Source organism: Propionivibrio sp. (assembly GCF_047602565.1).
Classification (GTDB): domain Bacteria; phylum Pseudomonadota; class Gammaproteobacteria; order Burkholderiales; family Rhodocyclaceae; genus Propionivibrio.
In genome coordinates this window covers 3342318-3363604 of record NZ_JASGGX010000001.1, presented here as the reverse complement: position 1 = coordinate 3363604, position 21287 = coordinate 3342318, and the positions used below count along the sequence as shown (strand labels likewise).

Below are 21287 nucleotides of genomic sequence, written 5' to 3'. Positions count from 1 at the left end.
CCAGCCGCGCCTGCACGAGAGTCGGGAACGTTGCGCTCAGTCGATCTGCTTGGCGCCGGAGAGCCGGACGATTTCGCCATAGCGCTTGAGCTCGCCCTGGACGAAGCGCGCGAAGTCCTCCGGACTGCCGTTGCCCGGCTGGGCGGCGAGCTTGGTCAGGCGTTCCCGCATTTCTGGGGTAGCGAGGATCGCGTTGATTTCGGCGTTCAGGCGATTGACGATTTCCTTCGGCGTGTTGGCCGGAGCCATGACGCCGTAGAAGGTCAGCGTGTGCACGTTCGGGATGCCGACTTCATCGAGCGTCGGCAGATCGGGCATCGCCGGGTTGCGCTCCGGCGAAGCGACGGCGAGCGCCTTCAGCTTGCCGGCGGCGACGAAGGGCAGGCAGGTCGGCGGATCGAGCAGCAGGTCGACCTGTCCGGCGATCAGGGCGGTTTCGGCCGGGCTCGTGCCCTTGTAGGCGACGTGCACGATGTCGATGTCGGTTGACGCCTTGAACATGACGCCGAAGAGGTGCTGCGACGAGCCGACGCCGCCGGAACCGAAATTGAACTTGCCCGGGTTGGCCTTGGCCAGCGCCACCAGTTCCTTCGCCGAGTTGGCCGGCGACGAGGCGGGCACGACGAGGAAGCTCGGCACCGTATAAACGAGGGCGACCGGCGCGAAGTCCTTGATCGGATCGAAGCCGAGCTTGGCGTACAGGTGGGGATTGACCGCGTTCGGCGACAGGGAGCCCATCAGCAGGGTGTAGCCGTCGGGCTTCTCCTGCGTGACGAGCGCGGTGCCGATGTTGCCGCCGGCGCCCGGACGGTTCTCGATGACGATCGGCTGGCCGAGGCGCTCCGACAGGGGTTGCGAGATGATGCGCGCCGCCGTATCGACGCCGCCGCCGGCCGGCCAGGGCACGATCATGCGGATCGGCTTGTTCGGGTAGTTCTGCGCCTGGGCGACGCCGGCGCAGGCGAGCAGGGCAACCGTCAGACAAAAGCGTTTGAGCCCCTGGGTCTTATCCATTGTGTTGTCCTCCGTGGTTAAGTGGGGGAGAGAATGCGATAGCCGTGCTTGCTCCGCAAGGACAATTAGGTCATGCTTGCCATGAGTAAATTAGATGGCAGAAGCCATGGCCAGACGACTCCCTCCCTTGAATGCCGTGCGCGCCTTCGAAGCCTCGGCGCGCAATGCGAGCTTTACGAGTGCGGCGCAGGAACTGTGCGTCTCCCAAGGCGCGGTCAGCCGCCATGTCGCATGTCTGGAGGAATGGCTCAACGTCAAACTCTTCCGCCGCGTGCACCGCGGCATCGAGCTGACCGCGCAGGGCAGTACCTACTTTCGCCAGGTCAAGAGCGCGCTCGACCAGATCGAGGCCGGCGCGCGGCAGCTCAAGCAGAGTCCCGACGAGCGGCGCCTGCGCCTGAAGCTGCCACCGACGTTCGCGATGCGGTGGCTGGTGCCGCGCCTCGCCCGCTTCCATGCCGAAGAACCGAAAATCGACGTGCAGATCACGACTTCGCACGAACCGGCCGACTTCGATCGCGAAGACGTCGACATCAGCATTTACTCCTGGAGCGAACCGCCGGTCGGGCCGAACTATCGCCGTCTGTTCGGCGAGGTGTTGCTGCCAGTCTGCGCGCCCGGCCTGCTGGAGAACGGCCCGCCGCTCGCGCTGCCCACGGACCTCGCGCGGCACGTGCTGCTCTGCTCGCTCAACCGGCCGCTCGACTGGCCGAGCTGGCTTGCCGCGACGCCGGGGCTCGACGTCAACGGCAACAGCGGGCTGAAATTCGAGAATGCGGCGCTCGCCTACCAGGCGGCGATCGACGAACTCGGCGTAATGATCGCCCAATATGCCTTCGTCGAAGACGACCTGCGCACGGGCCGCCTCGTCGCGCCGCTCGGCATCAACGTGCGCACGCCGCGCGCCTACTACCTCGCCGCGCACCCCGAGCGGCAGACGGAAGAGCGCGTGCTGGCGTTCGAGAACTGGATTCTCCAGGAAACCGCCGTCTCCGAGAGCCGTTTTCCTTGAGCCGGTGTTCAACGCCTGGCGTTCAAAGGCGCGAGCAAATGGCGGGCAACGTGCTTCCGGCGCCACCCCAAGAAAAAGGCCAATCCCGAAGGATTGGCCTATCTCTTTGAATTCATTGGTGGTGATGGGCAGAATCGAACTGCCGACCTATGGGTTATGAATCCATCGCTCTAACCGTCTGAGCTACATCACCATGCAGGGCGCGGAATTATAAAGTTGTGGCCGTCCGACGGTCAACTGCATGGCACCACAAGCGATAAAAGCTTGTTTATAATGCGCCGATGCCGTTACCAGCTCCTCTCATCGCGTCGATCGTCAGCACCGTCATCGAGACGCTCTCGCAATCCTCGACCATCTCGACCGCGCAGTACGAGACGTACGTCGCGCAGCGCGTCCTGCCGCCCGAGGCGAAGGTCGGGCTCATGCAGCCGCCCGCCGGCGACGGGTCCATCGTCATCGACGGCCACGCGCTGACGCTGTCGCCGGTCGCGCAGTTCCGCAACCGGCAGAACCTGATCGTGATGCCCATGGCGGTGCAGCAGGTTTCCAACGTGATCTACCTCAACGATACCTTCGGCTCGGTATATCGCATCTGGCTGATCAGCCAGGCCGAGGCTGACTCCATCAAAAAGAATTGACCGGGTTCCAATGGTGAAAAGACTGTTCATCCGCACCTTCGGGTGCCAGATGAACGAGTACGATTCGGACAAGATGGCCGACGTGCTCGCCGCTTCTGAAGACGTCGTCAAGACCGACCGTCCCGAGGACGCCGACATCATCCTCTTCAACACCTGCTCGGTGCGCGAGAAGGCGCAGGAGCGCGTGTTCCACGATCTCGGCCGCGTGCGCCTGCTGAAAAAGGACCGGCCGGACCTGATCATCGGCGTCGGCGGCTGCGTCGCCAGCCAGGAGGGCGACGCCATCGTCGCCCGCGCGCCGTACGTGGACGTGGTGTTCGGGCCGCAGACGCTGCACCGCCTGCCGCAGCTGATCGCCGACCGCCGGCGCTCCGGCAGGTCGCAGGTCGACATCTCCTTCCCGGAGATCGAGAAGTTCGACAACCTGCCGCCGGCCAAGGTCGAGGGCGCCGCCGCCTTCGTCTCGATCATGGAAGGCTGCAGCAAGTTCTGCACCTACTGCATCGTGCCCTACACGCGCGGCGAGGAAGTCTCGCGCCCGTTCGACGACGTGCTGACCGAAGTGGCCGGCCTCGCCGCCCAGGGCGTCGGCGAGGTCACGCTGCTCGGCCAGAACGTGAACGCCTACCGCGGCGCGATGGCCGATAGCGACGAGAAGGCCGATCTCGCGCTGCTCATCGAGTACATCGCCGAGATTCCGGGCATCGAGCGCATCCGCTACACCACCTCGCATCCGCGCGAGGTGACGCAGCGCCTGATCGACGTCTACGCCCGCGTGCCGAAGCTGGTCTCGCACCTGCACCTGCCGGTGCAGTCGGGTTCGGACCGCGTGCTGGCGGCGATGAAGCGCGGCTACACGGCGCTCGAATACAAGAGCCTGGTGCGCAAGCTGCGCGCCGCCCGGCCCGACATTTCGCTGTCCTCCGACTTCATCGTCGGCTTCCCCGGCGAGACGGCCGAGGATTTCGAGAAGACGATGAAACTGATCGACGACGTCGGCTTCGACGCCTCGTTCTCCTTCCTGTACAGCCCCCGCCCCGGCACGCCGGCCGCCGAGCTCACCGACGACACGCCGCGCGAGGTGCACCTCGAACGCCTGATGCGCCTGCAGCAGCGCATCGAGGAGTTGGCGCAGACCGTCTCGCAGTCGATGGTCGGCACGGTGCAGCGCGTGCTCGTCGAGGGCCGCTCGAAGAAGGACGAGAACGAGCTCGCCGGACGCACCGACAACAACCGCATCGTCAATTTCGAGGGCCATGCCCGCCTGGTCGAACCGCTTCGTCAACGTGCGCATCACGGCGGCCATGCCGCATTCGCTGCGCGGCGAGATCCTGACCCGGGAGTCGTAGCCATGCCCCCGAAAGCCGCCGCGGCATCGTCCGCCAAAGCCAAGCCGCGCGCCGTCGAGCTGCTGCTCGCGCCGGTCAACAACAGCCAGCTGGCCAACCTCTGCGGCGCGCTCGACGAGAACCTGCGCCAGATCGAAACGGCCTTCGACGTGTCCATCGCCCGGCGCGGCGAACGCTTCACGCTGCGCGGCGAGCGGGAACAGATCGCCAGGGCGTCGGAAGCCTTGCAGATGTTCTACGCCCGCGCGAAGAACGCGCTTTCGGTCGACGAGATCCAGCTCGGCCTGATCGAGATCACCAACCGTCCGGCGCGCCGCGAGGCGCGCCAGCCGGGCGACGACACGCCGGCGCTGATGACGCGCAAGACCGAGCTGCATGGCCGCACGCCGCGCCAGGTCGAGTATCTCCGGCATATCCAGGAGCACGACATCACCTTCGGCACCGGCCCGGCCGGCACCGGCAAGACCTACCTCGCCGTCGCCTCGGCCGTCGATGCGTTCGAGCGCGAGCTGGTGCAGCGCATCGTGCTCACCCGCCCGGCGGTGGAAGCCGGCGAGCGGCTCGGCTTCCTGCCCGGCGACCTGGCGCAGAAGGTCGATCCCTACCTGCGCCCGCTCTACGACGCGCTGTACGACCTGATGGGCTTCGACAAGGTCGGCCGCCTGTTCGAGCGCGGCGCCATCGAGATCGCCCCGCTGGCCTACATGCGCGGGCGCACGCTCAACCACGCCTTCATCATCCTCGACGAGGCGCAGAACACCACGCCCGAGCAGATGAAGATGTTCCTCACCCGCATCGGCATCGGCGCCAAGGCCGTGGTCACCGGCGACGTCACCCAGATCGACCTGCAGCGCGGCCAGAAGAGCGGCCTGATCGAGGCGCGCAAGATCCTGAAGGACGTGCGCGGCATCGCCTTCACCGAGTTCCAGAAGGAAGACGTGGTGCGCCATCCGCTGGTGGCGCGCATCGTTTCGGCCTACGAGGCGCACGCCGCGCAGGAAGAGAAGAATGAACGCGGCGACAAGTAGGCGCCTGAACCTCAGCGTCCAGTACGCCTGCGCGGCCGACGGGCTGCCCGAACGCGCGCCGCTGCGCGCCTGGGCCCGCGCGGCGCTGGACGCCGACGGCCGGCGCGGCGGCCAGATCACCCTGCGCTTCGTCGACGCCGACGAGGGCCGGACGCTCAACCGCGACTATCGCGGCAAGGACTATCCGACCAACGTGCTTTCTTTCGTCTACGAAACCGAACCTCGGGTACAGGGCGACCTCGTCATCTGCGCCCCGGTGGTCGCCCGCGAGGCCGGCGAGCAGGGCAAGGCGCTGGCCGCGCATTACGCCCACCTCGTCGTGCACGGCGTGCTGCACCTGCAGGGCTACGACCACGAGACCGGCGAGGACGACGCGCGAACGATGGAAGACAAGGAACGCGCGATCCTGGCATCATTGGGCTTCGCCGATCCATACCGCGACGACGGCAAATAGCGCCGCCCGTCCCACAAGAACATGGAACCCGAACCGCCGACATTCTTCGAACGCCTCTCCTCGCTGCTCCTGCGCGAGCCGGAAGACCGCGAGCAACTGATCCAGCTACTGCATTCCGCCCACGAGCGCGACCTGCTCGACGCCGACGCCCTGTCGATCACCGAGGGCGCGCTGGCCGCCTCGGAAATCGTGGTGCGCGACGTGATGGTGCCGCGGGCCAAAATGGAAGTCGTCGACATCGAGGATTCGCTGGAATCGATCATCGAGCAGGTCAACCGCACCGCCCACTCGCGCTTCCCGGTCATCGAGGAAAACCGCGACAACGTGATCGGCATCCTGCTGGCCAAGGACCTGCTGCGCATCCGCCACGACCGGCCGGTCAGGCTGCGCGACTGGCTGCGCCCGGCGGTCTTCATCCCCGAATCGAAGCGGCTGAACGTGCTGCTGCGCGAATTCCGCGTCTCGCACAACCACATGGCCATCGTCATCGACGAGTACGCCGGCGTGAGCGGGCTGGTGACCATCGAGGACGTGCTCGAACAGATCGTCGGCGACATCGAGGACGAATACGATTTCGACGAGGCCGAGGACAACATCCGCCAGGACCAGTTCGGCCGCTACCGCGTCAAGGCGCAGACGGCGATCGAGGACTTCAACGCCCAGTTCGGCACCCGCTTCAGCGACGACGACTGCGACACCGTCGGCGGCCTGCTCCTCAACCGCCTCGGCCGGGTGCCGCAGCGCAAGGAGGAGCTCGACATCGACGGCCTGCATTTCGTGGTCCTGCGCGCCGACCGGCGGCGCCTGTACACCCTGCTCGTCACCCGCGCGCCGACGCCGCATGCGGCCGGCTGAATCCGCTGCACGGCGGTACCTCGTCGCCGTTCCGCTGCTCGGCGCGGCGGGCGTGGCCGCCTTCGCCCCGCTCGGCTGGTTTCCCCTCGCCTGGCTGACGCTCGGCGGCCTGTACGCGCTGCTCGGGCCGCTGGCGGACGAATGCCGCCCCGCCCGCGCGGGCGCCCGCCTCGGCTGGCTGTTCGGACTGGGCGTTTTTCTCGCCGGCGTGTCCTGGATCTACGTCAGCCTGGGTACCTTCGGCGGCATGCCGGCGGCGGTCGCGGCGCTCGCCACGCTGCTCTTCTGCGCGGCCATGGCGCTCTACCCGGCGCTGGTCGGCGCGCTGTTCGTGCGCCTGGCGCCGCCGGCCGGCCTGCGGCGCGCGCTGTGCTTCGCCGCGCTATGGACGCTCGCCGAATGGCTGCGCGGCTGGGTGCTCACCGGTTTTCCGTGGCTCGCCGCCGGCTATTCGCAGACGCCGCCCAGCCCGCTGGCCGGCTTCGCCCCGATCGTCGGCGTCTATGGGGTGTCCCTGCTCACCGCGTTCGCCGGGGCCTCGCTGGTGGAAATCGCCAGAGGCCGGCAGCGCGCGCGCATCGCCGCCGGCGCCGCCCTCGCCGCCGTCCTGCTGGCGGGCGCGGCGCTGTCCGGCCGCGCGTGGACGGTGCCCCAGGGCGAACCGCTGCGCGTCGCGCTGCTGCAGGGCAACATCGCCCAGGACGTCAAATGGCGGCCGGAAAAATTCGAGGAATCGCTGCGCACCTACTACGAGCTGATGCGCGACCACCCGGCGCGGCTCACGGTGCTGCCCGAAACCGCGCTGCCGGTGTTCTACGGCGAAGTGCCGGAAGACTACCTCGACGCGATGAAGCAGCTCGCCGCGCGCAGCGACGGCGACCTGCTGTTCGGCATCGTCACCGGCGACCTCGCGCGGTACGCCAACAGCGCCGTCAGCCTCGGCGCCTCGGGCCGGCAGCGCTACGACAAGGCGCACCTGGTGCCCTTTGGCGAATTCATCCCGCCGGGCTTCGCCTGGTTCATGGCCATGGCCGACATGCCGATGTCTGCCTTCACGCCGGGCGGGGACGCGCAGCCGCCGCTGCGCCTCGGCGCGCAGCAGATCGCCGTCGAACATCTGCTACGAGGACGCCTTCGGCGAGGAGATCATCCGCGCGCTGCCGGCCGCCACGCTGCTGCTCAACATTTCCAATGTCGCCTGGTTCGGCGATTCGCTGGCCCCGGCGCAGCATCTGCAGATCGCCCGCATGCGCGCGCTGGAGACCGGCCGCACCATGCTGCGCGCCACCAACACCGGCATGACCGCGATCATCGGCCCGGACGGCGTAGTGCAGGCGGCGCTGCCCCCGTTCACCCGCGCCGCGCTGACCGGCGACGTGCAGGCCTATGCCGGCAGCACGCCGTTCGTGCGCTGGGGCAACGTTCCGGCGGTGATCGCCGCGTGCCTGCTGCTGGCTTTCGCCCGGCGGCGCAACACGCTATCCTGATCCGCTTTTCCACCAACGACGGGTATCGCCATGACCGAACAACAACTTCTCGCCGCCGGCATCCGCACGGTCGATTCCAGACAACTCTATCCGGCGCAGCACCGGCCGGACGATGCCGGGCTGCCGATGCTGCTCGTGGAAAACCCGCTCGGGCGCGCCGTCGTCGCCCTGCAGGGCGCGCACATCATGGCCTTCCAGCCGGCCGGCAAGGACGAACTGCTGTGGGTTTCGCCGCTGACCGCGCTGCAGGACGGCGTGCCGATCCGCGGCGGCATCCCGCTGTGCCTGCCCTGGTTCGGCCCGGGGCCGGACGGCAAGGCCATGCACGGCTTCGCCCGGGTCAAGCCGTGGACGGTGGCCGCGGCCGAGCGCCTGGCCGACGGCGGCACGCGCCTGGTCCTGGAACTGGCAGGCGACGCGGCGACCAGCGCGCTGTGGCCGCACGCCTTCGCCTTCCGCCTGGAAATCGAAGTCGGCACGACGCTGAAGATGACCCTCGACGCGCGCAACCCCGGCGCCGAGGCCGCGCCGCTGGCCTTCGCCTTCCACACCTATTTCGCCGTCCCGGACGTCGCCACGGCGCGCGTCTCCGGCCTCGACGGCACGGTCTACATCGACAAGACCGACAACTTCGCGCGCAAGACGCAGGCCGGCGAAGTGACCATCGCCGGCCCGACCGACCGCGTCTATCTCGACGTCCCGCGGCGCCAGACCATCGCCGCCGGCGCCGGCCGCATCGACATCGAATCGGAAGCCCGCTGCGCCGTGGTCTGGAACGCCTGGCACAACGACCGGAACATTCCCGACCTCGGCGAAGGCAACCACGTCGGCTACCTGTGCGTCGAGCGCGGCGACGTGGCGGACCACGCCGTCAGCCTGCCGCCCGGCGGCAGCTACCGCGCCTGGATGCGCATCGCCGGCTGACGCCGGCCCGCCCGCTCAGGCCACCTGCTTGAACTGGTGCAGGGCCGAGGGCGCCGGCCAGCCGGCGTCCTTGCACACGCGCACGATGGCCTCATTGGTGTCGAAGTAGACCTGCCAGTAATTGTCCGTGTGGGTATAGGGGCGCACGGCGATCACCGGCCCTTCCAGCCGGATGTCGAGCAGGTTGATCTCCGGCGGCATCTCCTCCGCTACGTTGGGGATCGCCGCGACCGCCGCCTTGAAGCGCTCGATCGCCTCCAGCGGATCGACGCCCACCGCCAGCTGCGCCGTGCGCTCGACGCGGCGCAGCGGCAGGCTCGAATAATTCTGGATGCTCTCGCCGAAGACCTTGCCGTTGCCGACGATGGTCAGCACGTTGTCCGGCGTCACGATCGACGTGCCGAACAGCCCCAGCTCGCGCACCGTGCCGGTCACGCCGCCGATGTTGACGAAATCGCCGACCTTGAACGGCCGCAGAATCAGGATGAAGGCGCCGGCCGCGAAGTTGCCCAGCAGCCCGCTCCAGGCCGCGCCGATGGCCACGCCCGCGCCGGCCAGCAGCGCCGCGAACGAGGTCGTCTGGATGCCGAAGTAGCCGAGGATGCCGAGGACCAGGGCGATGTTCAGCGCGATGGCCACCACCGAGCCGAGGTACTTGGTCAGCGTGGGATCGACGTGGTTGCGGTTCATCGCCCCCTGGATCAGCGAGATCACCTTGCCGATCAGCCAGCGGCCGACGATCCAGAAGGCGAGCGCGGCCGCGACCTTGATCGCCAGTTCGCCGAGCGTCGCGCTCAGGAAGAGTTGCAGCGACTGCATGTCCATGAGAAGCCCCTTTCGCGTTGGGTTCAGGAGGGAAAACGATTATGGCGCACGGCGCCGGCGCGGAGCCGGTCGTCGAACTGTTAAATAAAACAAACCCTTCCCGCCCGCGCCGCGGGACGGCCGGCGCCTTCTTGTCGGCCGCAAAAGCAAGTAAAATGCCCCGTTGCCACGTCTTTTCCACGTCTTTCCCAAGCCTCACATGCCCACATTTCAGGAAGTCATTCTGCGTCTCCAGAGTTTCTGGGACAAACAAGGGTGCGCGCTGCTGCAGCCGTACGACATCGAAGTCGGCGCCGGCACCTTCCACACCGCCACGTTCCTGCGCGCCATCGGCCCGGAGCCGTGGAGCGCCGCCTACGTGCAGCCCTCGCGCCGCCCCAAGGACGGCCGCTACGGCGAGAACCCGAACCGCCTGCAGCACTACTACCAGTACCAGGTGGTGCTCAAGCCCTCGCCCGACAATATCCAGGAGCTCTACCTGCAGTCGCTGGAGGCGCTCGGCATCAATCTCAAGGAACACGACGTCCGCTTCGTCGAGGACGACTGGGAATCGCCGACGCTCGGTGCCTGGGGCCTCGGCTGGGAAGTGTGGCTCGACGGCATGGAAGTCACCCAGTTCACCTACTTCCAGGAAGTCGGCTCGCTGACCTGCAAGCCGGTGCTCGGCGAGATCACCTACGGCCTCGAACGGCTGGCGATGTACCTGCAGGGCGTGGAGAACGTCTTCGACCTGGTGTGGACCGAAGCCAACGGCCGACGCCTGACCTACGGCGACGTCTATCACCAGAACGAAGTCGAGCAGTCGAAGTACAACTTCGAGCACTCGAACGTCGAAATCCTCTTCCGCCACTTCGCGGACCACGAATCGGAAGCCAAGCGCCTGATGGGCCTGAACCTCGCGCTGCCGGCCTTCGAACAGGTGATGAAGTGCTCGCACTGCTTCAACCTCCTCGACGCGCACGGCGCCATCTCGGTCACCGAGCGCGCCGCCTACATCGGCCGCGTGCGCGTGCTGGCGCGCGAAGTGGCGCAGTCCTACTACAACTCCCGCGAGGCGCTCGGCTTCCCGATGTGCAAGCGCGACACGGCGGGAGCGAACTGACATGAACGCCACCCTGCTCATCGAACTGCTGACCGAGGAACTGCCGCCGAAGGCGCTCTCCCGCCTCGGCGAGACCTTCGCCCAACAAGTCCACGCCGGCCTGTCCGGCCACGCCCTCGTCCCGGCGGACGGCGCCTGCGCATGGTTCGCCACGCCGCGCCGCCTGGCCGTGCGGGTGCCGGGCGTGCTCGCCGTGGCGCCGGACGCCACCGCCTTCGAGAAGATCATGCCGGTCGCCGTGGCCCTCGACGCCGCCGGCCAGCCGACGCCCGCGCTGAAGAAGAAGCTGGAGGCCAAGGGCATCCCGCTCGACGCCGTCGCGCAGTTCGAACGGCGCCTGGACGGCAAGTCCGAGACCTTCTTCTACAAGGCCGCCGTCAAGGGCGCGCGGCTCGACGACGTGCTCGCCGGCGTGGTCGCCGACGCGCTGAAGAAGCTGCCGATCCCGAAGGTGATGCGCTGGGGCGACTCCGACCACCAGTTCGTGCGCCCGGTCCACGGCCTGGTGATGCTGCACGGCGACCGCGTGGTGCCCGGCGAGGTGCTCGGGCTGGCCAGCGGCAGGGTCACGCGCGGCCACCGCTTCCTGTCCGGCGGCGACATCGTGCTTGAACACGCCGACGCCTACGCCGACGCGCTGCGCGCGCAGGGCAAGGTCATCGCCGGCTTCGCCGAGCGCCGCGCCGCCATCGCCACGCAGCTCGACGCCAGGGCCAGGGAGCTGAACGCCACGATCAACCCCGCCGACGGCCTGCTCGACGAAGTCACCGCGCTGGTCGAATGGCCGGCGGTGTACGTCGGTGAATTCGAGTCCGAATACCTCGAAGTGCCGCAGGAATGCCTGATCCTGACCATGCAGCAGAACCAGAAGTATTTCCCGCTGCTCGACGGGTCGAAGAAGCTGCTCAACAAGTTCCTGATCGTCTCCAACATGGAGGTCGACGACCCGCAGCACATCGTCGGCGGCAACGCCCGCGTGGTGCGGCCGCGCCTCGCCGACGCCCGCTTCTTCTACAACCAGGACCTGAAGAACGGCTTCGTCGCGCGCGCCATGAAGCTCGCCTCGGTGGTCTACCACAACAAGCTCGGCTCGCTCGGCGACCGCGCCAACCGCCTCAGCGCCATCGCCGCCTTCGTCGCCGACAAGCTCGGCGCCGAAAGCCTGCTGGCCCGCAACGCCGGCCTGCTGTGCAAGGTCGACCTGCTCACCGACATGGTCGGCGAGTTCCCCGAGCTGCAGGGCACCATGGGGCGCTACTACATGCAGCACGAAGGCGCCGGGCCCGAAATGTGCAACGCCATGGAGCAGCACTATCGCCCGCGCTTCGCCGGCGACGTGCTGCCGGAGGGCAACGTCGCGTGCGCGGTGGCGCTCGCCGACAAGATCGACGCGCTGGTCGGCTTCTTTGGCATCGGCCAGATCCCGACCGGCGACAAGGACCCCTTCGGCCTGCGCCGCGCCGCGCTCGGCGTGCTGCGCATCCTGATGGAAAAGCCGCTGCCGCTCGATCTGGCCGAACTGATCGCCGAAGCGCAGGCCAGCTTCGCCGAAGGCGTGCTCGGCCAGCCGGTCGCCGGACCGCTGCTCGACTTCATGCTCGAACGCCTGCGCGGCCTGCTCAGGGACGCCGGCCACGCCCAGGACATCGTCGAGGCGGTGCTGGCCCAGCGGCCGACGCGCATCGACCTGGTCCCGTCCCGGCTCGCCGCCGTGCGCGATTTCCTGCGCCTGCCGGAAGCCCTGGCGCTGGCCGCGGCCAACAAGCGCATCGGCAACATCCTCAAGAAGGCCGAAGGCGAGCTGCCCGAACCCGACGTCGCGCTGCTGCGCGAGCCGGCCGAGAAGGCGCTGTTCGAGCGCGTCGTGCTGCTCGCCCCGCTGATCAAGTCGCACGTCGCCAACGAGGACTACGCCGACGCGCTGAAGGTGCTCGCCTCGGTGCGCAGCGCGGTCGACCTCTTCTTCGACGAAGTGATGGTCAACGTCGAGGAGCCGATGCTCCGCGCCAACCGGCTGGGGCTGCTCAAGACCCTGTTCGGCCAGCTCAACGCGGTCGCCGACATTTCGAAACTGGGCGTATGAAACTCGTCATCCTCGACCGCGACGGCGTCATCAACTTCGACTCGGACCACTTCATCAAGTCGCCGGCGGAATGGAAACCCATTCCCGGCAGCCTGGAAGCGATCGCCCGCCTGACCCAGGCGGGCTACCGGGTGGTGGTCGCCTCGAACCAGTCGGGGATCGACCGCGGCCTCTTCGACATGGACACGCTGAACACCATCCACGACAAGATGCACCGCGCCGTCCGCGCCGCCGGAGGACGCATCGACGCGATCTTCTACTGCCCCCACTCCGCCGACTCCAACTGCAACTGCCGCAAGCCCAAGCCCGGCATGTTCGAGCGGATCGCCGGCTGCTTCAACACCGGCCTCGCCGGCACCTACGCCGTCGGCGACTCGCTGCGCGACCTGCAGGCGGCCGTCGCGGCCGGCGCGCGGCCGGTGCTGGTCCTCTCGGGCAAGGGCAGGAACACGCAGAAGGACAACGAGATTCCCGAGGGAACGCTGGTCTTCGACGACCTCGCGGCGACCGTCGAGCACATCCTGAAGTCATGATCGCGCTGTTCCGGTCCGCCCTGTTCCTGCTTCTTGCCGTCCTGATCACCGCGCCCACGGGACTGCTCGTCACGCTCGCCGTGGTGCTGCCGATGCGCTGGCGCTTCCGCATCATCGCGGCGTGGCGCGTGCTGTTCATGGGGCTGTGCGCGCGCGTGCTGGGACTGCGCTACCGGGTGATCGGCCGCGAGCACATCCCCGCCGTGCCCTCGGTCGTGCTGTCCAAGCACCAGTCGGCGTGGGAGACGGTCGGCCTGCAGGACATCTTTCCGCCGCAGGTGTTCGTGCTGAAGCGCTCGCTGCTGCTGATCCCGTTCCTGGGCTGGGCCTTCGCTGCCGTCAAGATGATCTCGATCGACCGCAAGGCCGGCAAGAACGCGCTGAAGCAGGTGGAAAAGCAAGGGATCGAGCGCCTGCGCGCCGGCTATTGGGTGATCGTCTTTCCCGAGGGCACGCGCACCGCGCCGGGCGAACGCCGGCGCTTCAAGACCGGCGGCGCGCTGCTGGCGGTCTCGGCCGGCGTGCCCGCCGTGCCGGTGGCGCACAACGCCGGCGAATTCTGGGCGAGGAACGCCTTCGTCAAGCAGCCGGGGCTGATCACCGTCAGCATCGGCCCGGCGATCGATCCCCGGGGCAAGACGGCCGAGGAGGTGAATGCCCTGGCCGAGCAATGGATCGACGCGGAAATGCGGAAAATCTCGCCGCATCGCTACCCGGCGGAAGCCCATGCCGTTGCAGGCTGAACTTCCGTTCGCGCTGGACCGGCCCGCGGCAGGAGAGACGTCGCGGACCATCGCGCTCGCCGACCGCATCGTGCCCTACACCCTGCGCCGCGCCCGCCGCCGCACCCTGGGGCTGACCATCGACCACCGCGGCCTGCGCGTCGGCGCGCCGTACCGGACCTCGCTCGCCGAGATCGAGAACATGATCCGCAAGCATGCGGACTGGGTGGCGCAGAAGCTCGACGAATGGCGGGCCCGGCGGCGCCCCGCGCCGCAGCCGCTGGCCGACGGGGCGCGCCTGCCCTACCTCGGCGGCTGGCTGGAAATCCGCCTCGGACAGGGCAGCGGCCAGGCCTGCTGGGCGGCGGACGGCGTGCTGACCCTGCTGCCGCGCTCGCCGGACGACGCCGGCGCCGTGCTCGGCAAGGTGCTGCGCCGCCGGGCGCTGGCCGTGTTCGGCGAACGCCTGGCGGCGCAGGCCGCGCGCTTCGGCATCGTCGCGCCCCGGCTGGCGCTCTCGTCGGCGCGCACGCGCTGGGGCAGCTGCAGCCTGAAATCCGGCATCCGCCTGAACTGGCGCCTGATCCACGGCGAACCGCGCCTGATCGACTACGTGATCGTGCACGAACTGGCGCATCTGACGGAAATGAACCACGGCGCGCGCTTCTGGGCGATCGTCGAACGGTACTTTCCCGAGCACCGCGACGCGCGCGACGCGCTGAAAAGACTCTCCGGCTCGCTGCCCACCCTCGCCTGACCTTCTCCGGCCAGGATTTTCGAAAGGAACACCCATGCGCATCGAACAAGACATCAAGCTCGACTTCAAGGACGTGCTCATCCGCCCCAAGCGTTCGACCCTGACCTCGCGCTCGGAAGTCGACATTTCCCGTGACTTCGTCTTCCTGCACTCGCAGAAGTCCTATCACGGCATCCCGATCATCGCCGCCAACATGGACGCCACCGGCACCTTCGAGATGGCGCGCGCGCTGGCGCGGCACAAGCTGGGCGCCGCCCTGCACAAGCATTACGGCGAGGACGAGCTGCTCGCCTTCTTCGCCGCGCAGCCCGCCGGCGGCGCGGCCTTCTACTCGATGGGCATCACCACGCCGGACTTCGAGAAATTCCGCCGCGTCATGGACAAGGCCAACGGCACCATCGAGTATGTCTGCGTCGACGTCGCCAACGGCTACACCAAGGCCTTCATCAGCTTCATCCACAAGCTGCGCCGGGAGTTCCCGGCGGTCACCATCATGGCCGGCAACGTGGTCACCGGCGAGATGACCGAGGAGCTGATCCTCGACGGGGTGGACATCGTCAAGGTCGGCATCGGCCCCGGCTCGGTGTGCACCACGCGCAAGATGGCCGGCGTCGGCTATCCGCAGCTCTCGGCGATCATCGAATGCGCCGACGCCGCGCACGGCCTGCGCGGGCTGATCTGCGCCGACGGCGGCTGCACCTCGCCGGGCGACCTGGCCAAGGCCTTCGGCGCCGGCGCCGACTTCGTGATGCTCGGCGGCATGCTCGCCGGCCACGACGAGTGCGGCTCGGATGTGGTCGAGGTCGACGGCGAGCGCAAGATGCGCTTCTACGGCATGAGCTCGCGCGAGGCGATGAACAAGTATTCCGGCGGGGTCGCCGGCTACCGCGCCTCGGAGGGCAAGGAAGTGCTGCTCGACTACCGCGGCCCGGTCGAGAACACGCTGCAGGACATCCTCGGCGGCGTGCGCTCGGCGTGCACCTACGTCGGCGCGCGGCGGCTGAAGGAGCTTTCCAAGCGCACCACCTTCGTGCGCGTCACGCAGCAGCTGAACGAGGTGTTCGGCGCCTCGTAGGCAGCGCCGGCCTCACTCCTCCATCTGCAGGGCCGCGTAGAGCATCAGGCGGTCGTCGATGCGCGCCAGATCCAGGCGGGTGATCTGGTTCACCTTGCGCAGGCGGTAATCGAGCGTATTGCGGTGGACCGCCAGCCGGCGCGCGGCCCGGTCCACCAGGCAGTCCTCGTCGAACCAGGCCTTGAGGCTCTTGCGCAGCAGGCGGCTCCGGTCGCGCTGCGCCAGCAGCCGGAGCGGACGGGCGAGATGCTGCGCCTGCCAGCCCGACCCGAGTTCGGAGAGGAGCACCGGAAAGCTCAGGTCGTAGAACGAGAACAGCCGTTCCGAAGGATCGCGCCGCCGCCCCACCGCCAGCGTGCGCCTGGCGCACAGGTAGGACAGGTGGGCGCCTTCGATGCAGGCCAGCGCCACGCCCAGGGCCATCGCCGACGGCACCGCCGCGCCCTGCGCGGCCACCTCGTAAAGCGTGGTCAGCTGCTCGCGGGCCAGCTCGGACAGGTCCGTTTCCTTGCCGGCCACATCGAGCGCCTTGAGGATCACCAGCTCCCGCGGCGAGATCACCGCCATCAGCAATCTGGCGTCGTGCCGCGCCAGCCGCTGCTGGCAGGCCTGCAACTCCACCAGCGCGCGATCCGGTGCAACGCCCTCCTCGATCAGTTCCAGGACCAGCGCCGAGTGCGGCATGCGGAAATCCACGCCCAGCCGGTTGCCCCAGAGTTCCAGGTCGTCGCGCGGGGTGCCGCCGCGCCGGATGAGCTGATCGACGAACTCTTCCCGGTAGCGTTTCTCGTGCTGCAGCTCGCTGACCAGGCGCGCCTGCTCCAGGATCATCTCCGCCATCACGCGCACCAGTTCCCCGAAGCGCCGCACCTTCTCCGGGTCGCCGGTGATGCCGATCACGCCGCGGACCTTCCCGCGCACGTTGAGCGGCAGATTGACGCCCGGCTTCACGCCGCGCAGGGTCCGCGCCGTGGCCGCGTCGAATTCGACGGCCTTGCCTTCGGCCAGCGCCAGGCGCGCGCCGGTGTGCTGTTCGCCGAGGCGTTCCGGGTCCCCGCTGCCGAGGATGATCCCGTGCGCGTCCATTACATTGACGTTGAACGGGATGACCTGCATCGTCCGTTCGACGATCTCCTGTGCCAGCGACGGTTCGAGACTGATCATCACCCCTCCGGAAAGAAAATGGTAAAAATGCACAATGCCAACTGTTTTAAAAAGTCTTTTTTGTGCAATCAAACAATGCCATATGGATTCAATGTCATTATAATGCCCTAAACACAGGGAAACCATCATGCATATCGTCGGCGCACCCGATTCGTGCAAGGGCAGCGTCCCGGCCACCGGCGTCGCCGAGACGCTGGAACGCGGCATTCTCGGCGTCTTTCCCCAGGCCGCCGTGCGCAAAATTCCGATCGCCGACGGTGGCGAAAGGACCGTCGCGTCGATGGTCGCCGCGGCCGGCGGGGAGATTCGCGCGGCGTGGGGCACCGGGCCGCTCGGCGAAAGGCTGTGCACCCCGTGGGAGTCCTCGGCGACGGCAGGACAGCGGTAATCGAGGCCGGCGCGGAGCGCCTGTGCCGGATCGTCGCCGCGTCACGCTCGACCCGCCCCGCCGCATGAACTACCCCATCCCCCACCCGGCCTCCCCCTTGAAAGGGGGAGGAGTTGAATCGCTTTTCGCCGTGCCCGCCGTGTCGCCGTGGTTAAGACGATTGGCAAGAACATGGGATCGCCCTGGCGCAATCCCGGCGCACGGGTCCGGGGGCGGCGCGAATCCATTACAATGCGCGCTCGGCTTCTTCCCTTGGCGCGCCCATGAAACCCTACCTCGACCTGATGCGCCATGTCCTCGAACATGGCACGCCCAAGTCCGACCGCACCGGCACCGGCACCCGTTCGGTGTTCGGCTGGCAGATGCGCTTCGACCTCGGCGCCGGCTTTCCGCTGCTCACCACCAAGAAGCTGCACCTGCGCTCGATCGTGCACGAACTGCTGTGGTTCCTGCAGGGCGACACCAACATCCGCTATCTCAAGGAAAACGGCGTGCGCATCTGGGACGAATGGGCCGACGAAAACGGCGACCTCGGCCCGGTCTACGGCCACCAGTGGCGGCACTGGCAGACGCCGGACGGGCGCGAGATCGACCAGATCGCGCAGCTCGTCGAGGGCCTGAAAAGGAATCCCGATTCCCGCCGCCACCTCGTCACCGCCTGGAACCCGGCCGACGTGGACCGCATGGCGCTGCCGCCGTGCCACGCGCTGTTCCAGTTCTACGTCGCCGACGGCCGGCTCTCGTGCCAGTTGTATCAGCGCAGCGCCGACATCTTCCTCGGTGTGCCGTTCAACATCGCCTCCTACGCCCTGCTCACGATGATGCTGGCGCAGGTCTGCGGCTACCGGCCCGGCGACTTCGTGCACACCTTCGGCGACGCGCACCTGTACAGCAACCATTTCGAGCAGGCAAAGCTGCAGCTCGCGCGCGAACCCCGCCCGCTGCCGACGGTGCGCATCAATCCCGAAGTCAAGGACATCTTCGCCTTCCGCTTCGAGGACTTCACGCTGGAAGGCTACGACCCGCACCCGCACATCGCGGCGCCGGTGGCGGTCTAGGCATGCCGATGCTGTCGCTGATCGCCGCCGTCGCCCGCAACGGGGTCATCGGCCAGGACAACCAGATGCCCTGGCACCTGCCGGGCGACATGCGCCATTTCCGCGAGACGACGCGCGGCCGGCCGGTGATCATGGGCCGCCGGACGTGGGAGTCGCTGCCGGAGAAGTTCCGGCCGCTGCCGGGGCGGCTGAACGTGGTGGTCAGCCGGAATCCGGACTATGCGGCGCCCGGCGCCGTGCTGGCCGGATCGCTGGCCGACGCCCTCGGCAAGGCCGGTAACGAGGGTGAAATCTTCGTCATCGGCGGCGCCGATCTGTACCGCCAGGCGCTGCCGCTCGCCGGGCGGCTGTATCTCACGGAGATCGCCGCCGATTTCAACGGCGACGCCCGCTTTCCCGAAATCGATCCGGATGAATGGCCGCAAGTCTCGCGCAGCCGGCCCGTCGAGGAAAATGGGCTGGCCTACGCCTTCGCCGTCTATCAGCGCACGCAATCCACGTAGTACTGGGCCTTGCCGTTCACGACCTCCTTGACGAGGCCGTGGATGTCCGTCTCGAAGCCGGGGAACTGCTCGTTGAAGTGGCGGGCGAACTTCAGGTAGCGGACGATCGTGGCGTTGAAGCGCTCGCCCGGAATCAGCAGCGGAATGCCGGGCGGATACGGCGTCAGCAGCATGCTGGTGACGCGCCCTTCCAGCTCGTCGATCGGCACGCGGTCGATCTCGCGGTGCGCCATCTTGGCGAAGGCTTCGGTCGGCTTCATCGCCGGCACCATGTCGGAGAGGTACATCTCGGTGGTCAGGCGCGCCACGTCGTTGATCGCGTACACGCCGTGGATCAGGTGGCACAAATCCTTCAGGCCGATGCGCTCGTAGCACGGATGCTTCTGCACGAATTCGGGCAGCACCTTCCACAGCGGCTGGTTCTTGTCGAAGTCGTCCTTGAACTGCTGCAGCTCGGTGACCATGGTGTTCCAGCGGCCCTTGGTGATGCCGATGGTGAACATGATGAAGAAGCTGTACAGCCCGCATTTCTCGACGATGACGCCGTGCTCGGCGAGGTACTTGGTGACGATCGCCGCCGGGATGCCGCGCTCGGAGAAGGCGCCGTCAACGTCCAGCCCCGGGGTGATCACCGTGGCCTTGATCGGGTCGAGCATGTTGAAGCCGTCCGAGAGCTGCTGGAAGCCGTGCCAGCGTTCGCCGGGCTTCAACATCCACGCCTCGCGCTCCTCGATGCCTTCCTCGGACAGGTCGTCCGGCCCCCACACCTTGAACCACCAGTCGGCGCCCCACTCTTCGTCGATCTTGCGCATGGCGCGGCGGAAATCGAGCGCCTCGGCGATCGACTCCTCGACCAGCGCCGTGCCGGAAGGCTCCTCCATCATCGCCGCCGCCACGTCGCACGAGGCGATGATGGCGTACTGCGGCGAGGTCGAGGTGTGCATCAGGTAGGCCTCGTTGAACACGCTGCGGTCGAGTTCGCGCTCCTCCGAGTTCTGCACCAGGATCTGCGAGGCCTGCGAGAGGCCGGCCAGCAGCTTGTGCGTCAACTGCGTGGCGAAGACCATCGACTCCTTGCAACGCGGGCGGTCGGCGCCGATGGCGTGGTAGTCGCCGTAGAAGTCGTGGAAGGCGGCGTGCGGCAGCCAGGCTTCGTCGAAGTGCAGCGTGTCGATCTTGCCGTCCAGCTCCTCCTTGATGTCCTCGACGTTGTAGAGGATGCCGTCGTAGGTCGAACTGGGTGATGGTCAGCACGCGCGGCCGGGCGTCCTTGTCCTTGGCGAAAGGGTTGGCGGCGATCTTCTTCTGGATGTTCTCCCAGGCGAACTCGGACTTCGGGATCGGGCCGATGATGCCGTAGTTGTTGCGCGTCGGCATCAGGAACACCGGCACGGCGCCGGTCATGATGATCGAGTGCAGCACCGACTTGTGGCAGTTGCGGTCGACGACGACGATGTCGCCCGGCGCGACGGTCGAGTGCCAGACGATCTTGTTCGAGGTCAACGTGCCGTTGGTCACGAAGTACAGGTGGTCGCAGTTGAAGATGCGCGCGGCGTTGCGCTCGGAGGCGGCCACCGGGCCGGTGTGGTCGAGCAGCTGGCCGAGTTCCTCGACGGCGTTGCACACGTCGGCGCGCAGCATGTTCTCGCCGAAGAACTGGTGGAACATCTGGCCGACCGGCGATTTCAGGAAAGCCACGCCGCCGGAGTGGCCGGGGCAGTGCCAGGAATACGAGCCGTCCGCCGCGTAGTGCGTCAGCGCGCGGAAGAACGGCGGCGGCAGCGAATCGAGGTAGGCCTTGGCCTCGCGCTTGATGTTGCGGGCGATGAACTCGGGCGTGTCCTCGTACATGTGGATGAAGCCGTGCAGCTCGCGCAGCACGTCGTTCGGGATGTGCCGCGAGGTGCGCGTCTCGCCGTGCAGGAAGATCGGGATATCGCGGTTGCGGTGGCGGATCTCGGCGACGAAGGCGCGCAGCTCGGCCAGCGTCTCCTCCGGCTCCAGCGCCAGCTCCTCGTCGTCGATCGACAGGATGAAGGCGGAGGCCCGCGACTGCTGCTGGGCGAAGGAGGTCAGGTCGCCGTAGCTGGTGACGCCGAGCACCTCCATCCCTTCCTTCTCGATGGCGGCGGCCAGGGCGCGGATGCCGAGGCCGCTGGCGTTCTCCGAGCGGAAGTCCTCGTCGATGATGATGACCGGGAAGTTGAAACGCATGGAACCCTCTGGAAAAGATGAAGGGGCCGCTTTCGACGGGACGGATGCCGGGCGGCGTCCGGGCCTGGCGGGAAATCCATGCGGGATTTCCTCGCCTGCCTG

At 67.7% G+C, this 21287-nt stretch carries 19 protein-coding genes, 1 tRNA gene and 3 pseudogenes; 18 read left to right on the top strand and 5 right to left on the bottom strand.

The window, feature by feature from the left end; genetic code table 11:
• Positions 1-36 precede the first annotated feature (36 nt).
• Positions 37-1014, bottom strand: coding sequence for a Bug family tripartite tricarboxylate transporter substrate binding protein (locus QM701_RS15960; RefSeq protein ID WP_415168002.1), 978 nt, complete (start codon positions 1012-1014; stop codon positions 37-39).
• A 106-nt stretch (positions 1015-1120) separates the two neighbouring features.
• On the opposite strand from QM701_RS15960, the gene gcvA reads away from it, so the two are divergent.
• Positions 1121-2026, top strand: a complete 906-nt coding sequence (gene gcvA / locus QM701_RS15955; protein WP_415168001.1) for a transcriptional regulator GcvA — start codon at positions 1121-1123, stop codon at positions 2024-2026.
• A 116-nt stretch (positions 2027-2142) separates the two neighbouring features.
• On the opposite strand, the gene QM701_RS15950 is transcribed toward gcvA, so the two are convergent.
• Positions 2143-2219 (bottom strand) — tRNA-Met (locus QM701_RS15950).
• An 88-nt stretch (positions 2220-2307) separates the two neighbouring features.
• On the opposite strand from QM701_RS15950, the gene QM701_RS15945 reads away from it, so the two are divergent.
• The 8 genes and pseudogenes from QM701_RS15945 (at position 2308) to QM701_RS15910 (ending at position 8761) form a co-directional block, all read left to right on the top strand.
• Positions 2308-2664, top strand: a complete 357-nt coding sequence (locus QM701_RS15945; protein ID WP_415168000.1) for a hypothetical protein — start codon at positions 2308-2310, stop codon at positions 2662-2664.
• Positions 2665-2677: 13 nt separating this feature from the next.
• A pseudogene (gene miaB / locus QM701_RS15940) lies at positions 2678-4013 on the top strand (tRNA (N6-isopentenyl adenosine(37)-C2)-methylthiotransferase MiaB).
• Between the two features lie 2 nt (positions 4014-4015).
• Positions 4016-5041, top strand: a complete 1026-nt coding sequence (locus tag QM701_RS15935) for a PhoH family protein (RefSeq protein ID WP_415167999.1) — start codon at positions 4016-4018, stop codon at positions 5039-5041.
• Positions 5022-5495 (top strand): rRNA maturation RNase YbeY, encoded by a 474-nt coding sequence (ybeY, locus tag QM701_RS15930; protein ID WP_415167998.1) that lies wholly within the window; start codon positions 5022-5024, stop codon positions 5493-5495. Before QM701_RS15935 ends, ybeY begins: the two co-directional genes overlap by 20 nt.
• A gap of 21 nt (positions 5496-5516) precedes the next feature.
• Entirely contained in the window at positions 5517-6350 is an 834-nt protein-coding gene (locus tag QM701_RS15925) for an HlyC/CorC family transporter (RefSeq protein ID WP_415167997.1), read from the top strand.
• Positions 6337-7371: pseudogene (lnt, locus tag QM701_RS15920) on the top strand (apolipoprotein N-acyltransferase); the annotation flags it as partial. The gene QM701_RS15925 and the pseudogene lnt, both read left to right, overlap by 14 nt.
• Positions 7337-7837 carry an apolipoprotein N-acyltransferase gene (locus QM701_RS15915; RefSeq protein WP_415167996.1) on the top strand — a complete coding sequence of 167 codons (501 nt, stop codon included), beginning with the start codon at positions 7337-7339 and terminating at the stop codon, positions 7835-7837. The pseudogene lnt and the gene QM701_RS15915, both read left to right, overlap by 35 nt.
• Before the next feature lie 30 nt (positions 7838-7867).
• Positions 7868-8761 carry a D-hexose-6-phosphate mutarotase gene (locus QM701_RS15910; protein ID WP_415167995.1) on the top strand — a complete coding sequence of 298 codons (894 nt, stop codon included), beginning with the start codon at positions 7868-7870 and terminating at the stop codon, positions 8759-8761.
• A 15-nt stretch (positions 8762-8776) separates the two neighbouring features.
• On the opposite strand, the gene QM701_RS15905 is transcribed toward QM701_RS15910, so the two are convergent.
• On the bottom strand, positions 8777-9586 hold the full coding sequence (locus tag QM701_RS15905) for a mechanosensitive ion channel family protein (RefSeq protein ID WP_415167994.1): 810 nt from the start codon (positions 9584-9586) through the stop codon (positions 8777-8779).
• Between the two features lie 199 nt (positions 9587-9785).
• Here QM701_RS15905 and glyQ point away from each other — a divergent pair, with 199 nt between their 5' ends.
• Genes glyQ through QM701_RS15875 form a run of 6 tightly spaced genes read left to right on the top strand, consistent with a single transcriptional unit; the run spans position 9786 to position 15858 of the window.
• Entirely contained in the window at positions 9786-10688 is a 903-nt protein-coding gene (gene glyQ, locus QM701_RS15900; protein WP_415167993.1) for a glycine--tRNA ligase subunit alpha, read from the top strand.
• A gap of 1 nt (position 10689) precedes the next feature.
• Positions 10690-12771, top strand: coding sequence for a glycine--tRNA ligase subunit beta (gene glyS / locus QM701_RS15895; protein WP_415167992.1), 2082 nt, complete (start codon positions 10690-10692; stop codon positions 12769-12771).
• Positions 12768-13304, top strand: a complete 537-nt coding sequence (gene gmhB, locus QM701_RS15890; RefSeq protein ID WP_415167991.1) for a D-glycero-beta-D-manno-heptose 1,7-bisphosphate 7-phosphatase — start codon at positions 12768-12770, stop codon at positions 13302-13304. Before glyS ends, gmhB begins: the two co-directional genes overlap by 4 nt.
• Entirely contained in the window at positions 13304-14047 is a 744-nt protein-coding gene (locus tag QM701_RS15885) for a lysophospholipid acyltransferase family protein (RefSeq protein ID WP_415169414.1), read from the top strand. Before gmhB ends, QM701_RS15885 begins: the two co-directional genes overlap by 1 nt.
• Complete coding sequence (locus QM701_RS15880) at positions 14031-14783, top strand: M48 family metallopeptidase (RefSeq protein ID WP_415167990.1); 753 nt, start codon at positions 14031-14033, stop codon at positions 14781-14783. The genes QM701_RS15885 and QM701_RS15880 overlap by 17 nt, the downstream gene beginning before the upstream one ends.
• A 34-nt stretch (positions 14784-14817) precedes the next feature.
• A complete protein-coding gene (locus QM701_RS15875; protein WP_415167989.1) occupies positions 14818-15858 on the top strand; it encodes a GMP reductase in 1041 nt (346 codons plus the stop codon).
• Positions 15859-15870: 12 nt separating this feature from the next.
• On the opposite strand, the gene QM701_RS15870 is transcribed toward QM701_RS15875, so the two are convergent.
• On the bottom strand, positions 15871-17022 hold the full coding sequence (locus QM701_RS15870; RefSeq protein WP_415167988.1) for a sugar diacid recognition domain-containing protein: 1152 nt from the start codon (positions 17020-17022) through the stop codon (positions 15871-15873).
• A 127-nt stretch (positions 17023-17149) separates the two neighbouring features.
• Between QM701_RS15870 and QM701_RS15865 the strand changes: the two genes are divergently transcribed.
• The 3 genes from QM701_RS15865 (at position 17150) to QM701_RS15855 (ending at position 18971) form a co-directional block, all read left to right on the top strand.
• Positions 17150-17410: a glycerate kinase gene (locus QM701_RS15865; RefSeq protein ID WP_415167987.1), complete on the top strand. Its 261-nt coding sequence runs from the start codon at positions 17150-17152 to the stop codon at positions 17408-17410.
• A gap of 263 nt (positions 17411-17673) precedes the next feature.
• Positions 17674-18468 (top strand): thymidylate synthase, encoded by a 795-nt coding sequence (locus tag QM701_RS15860; protein ID WP_415167986.1) that lies wholly within the window; start codon positions 17674-17676, stop codon positions 18466-18468.
• Between the two features lie 2 nt (positions 18469-18470).
• The gene (locus QM701_RS15855) at positions 18471-18971 is read left to right on the top strand and encodes a dihydrofolate reductase (RefSeq protein ID WP_415167985.1); all 501 of its coding nucleotides are present in this window, start codon (positions 18471-18473) and stop codon (positions 18969-18971) included.
• Here the strand turns inward: QM701_RS15855 and QM701_RS15850 are convergent.
• A pseudogene (locus tag QM701_RS15850) lies at positions 18950-21185 on the bottom strand (Orn/Lys/Arg decarboxylase N-terminal domain-containing protein). The gene QM701_RS15855 and the pseudogene QM701_RS15850 overlap by 22 nt on opposite strands.
• Between the last annotated feature and the right edge of the window lie 102 nt (positions 21186-21287).

Coding starts and splice junctions, on each gene's coding strand:
- QM701_RS15865 (WP_415167987.1), top strand. CDS start 17,150: ATGCATATCGTCGGCGCACCCGATTCGTGCAAGGGCAGCGTCCCGGCC.
- QM701_RS15875 (WP_415167989.1), top strand. CDS start 14,818: ATGCGCATCGAACAAGACATCAAGCTCGACTTCAAGGACGTGCTCATC.
- ybeY (WP_415167998.1), top strand. CDS start 5,022: ATGAACGCGGCGACAAGTAGGCGCCTGAACCTCAGCGTCCAGTACGCC.
- QM701_RS15870 (WP_415167988.1), bottom strand. CDS start 17,022: ATGATCAGTCTCGAACCGTCGCTGGCACAGGAGATCGTCGAACGGACG.
- QM701_RS15960 (WP_415168002.1), bottom strand. CDS start 1,014: ATGGATAAGACCCAGGGGCTCAAACGCTTTTGTCTGACGGTTGCCCTG.
- QM701_RS15935 (WP_415167999.1), top strand. CDS start 4,016: ATGCCCCCGAAAGCCGCCGCGGCATCGTCCGCCAAAGCCAAGCCGCGC.
- QM701_RS15945 (WP_415168000.1), top strand. CDS start 2,308: ATGCCGTTACCAGCTCCTCTCATCGCGTCGATCGTCAGCACCGTCATC.
- QM701_RS15855 (WP_415167985.1), top strand. CDS start 18,471: ATGCCGATGCTGTCGCTGATCGCCGCCGTCGCCCGCAACGGGGTCATC.
- gcvA (WP_415168001.1), top strand. CDS start 1,121: ATGGCCAGACGACTCCCTCCCTTGAATGCCGTGCGCGCCTTCGAAGCC.
- gmhB (WP_415167991.1), top strand. CDS start 12,768: ATGAAACTCGTCATCCTCGACCGCGACGGCGTCATCAACTTCGACTCG.
- QM701_RS15860 (WP_415167986.1), top strand. CDS start 17,674: ATGAAACCCTACCTCGACCTGATGCGCCATGTCCTCGAACATGGCACG.
- QM701_RS15880 (WP_415167990.1), top strand. CDS start 14,031: ATGCCGTTGCAGGCTGAACTTCCGTTCGCGCTGGACCGGCCCGCGGCA.
- glyS (WP_415167992.1), top strand. CDS start 10,690: ATGAACGCCACCCTGCTCATCGAACTGCTGACCGAGGAACTGCCGCCG.
- QM701_RS15910 (WP_415167995.1), top strand. CDS start 7,868: ATGACCGAACAACAACTTCTCGCCGCCGGCATCCGCACGGTCGATTCC.
- QM701_RS15905 (WP_415167994.1), bottom strand. CDS start 9,586: ATGGACATGCAGTCGCTGCAACTCTTCCTGAGCGCGACGCTCGGCGAA.
- QM701_RS15925 (WP_415167997.1), top strand. CDS start 5,517: ATGGAACCCGAACCGCCGACATTCTTCGAACGCCTCTCCTCGCTGCTC.
- glyQ (WP_415167993.1), top strand. CDS start 9,786: ATGCCCACATTTCAGGAAGTCATTCTGCGTCTCCAGAGTTTCTGGGAC.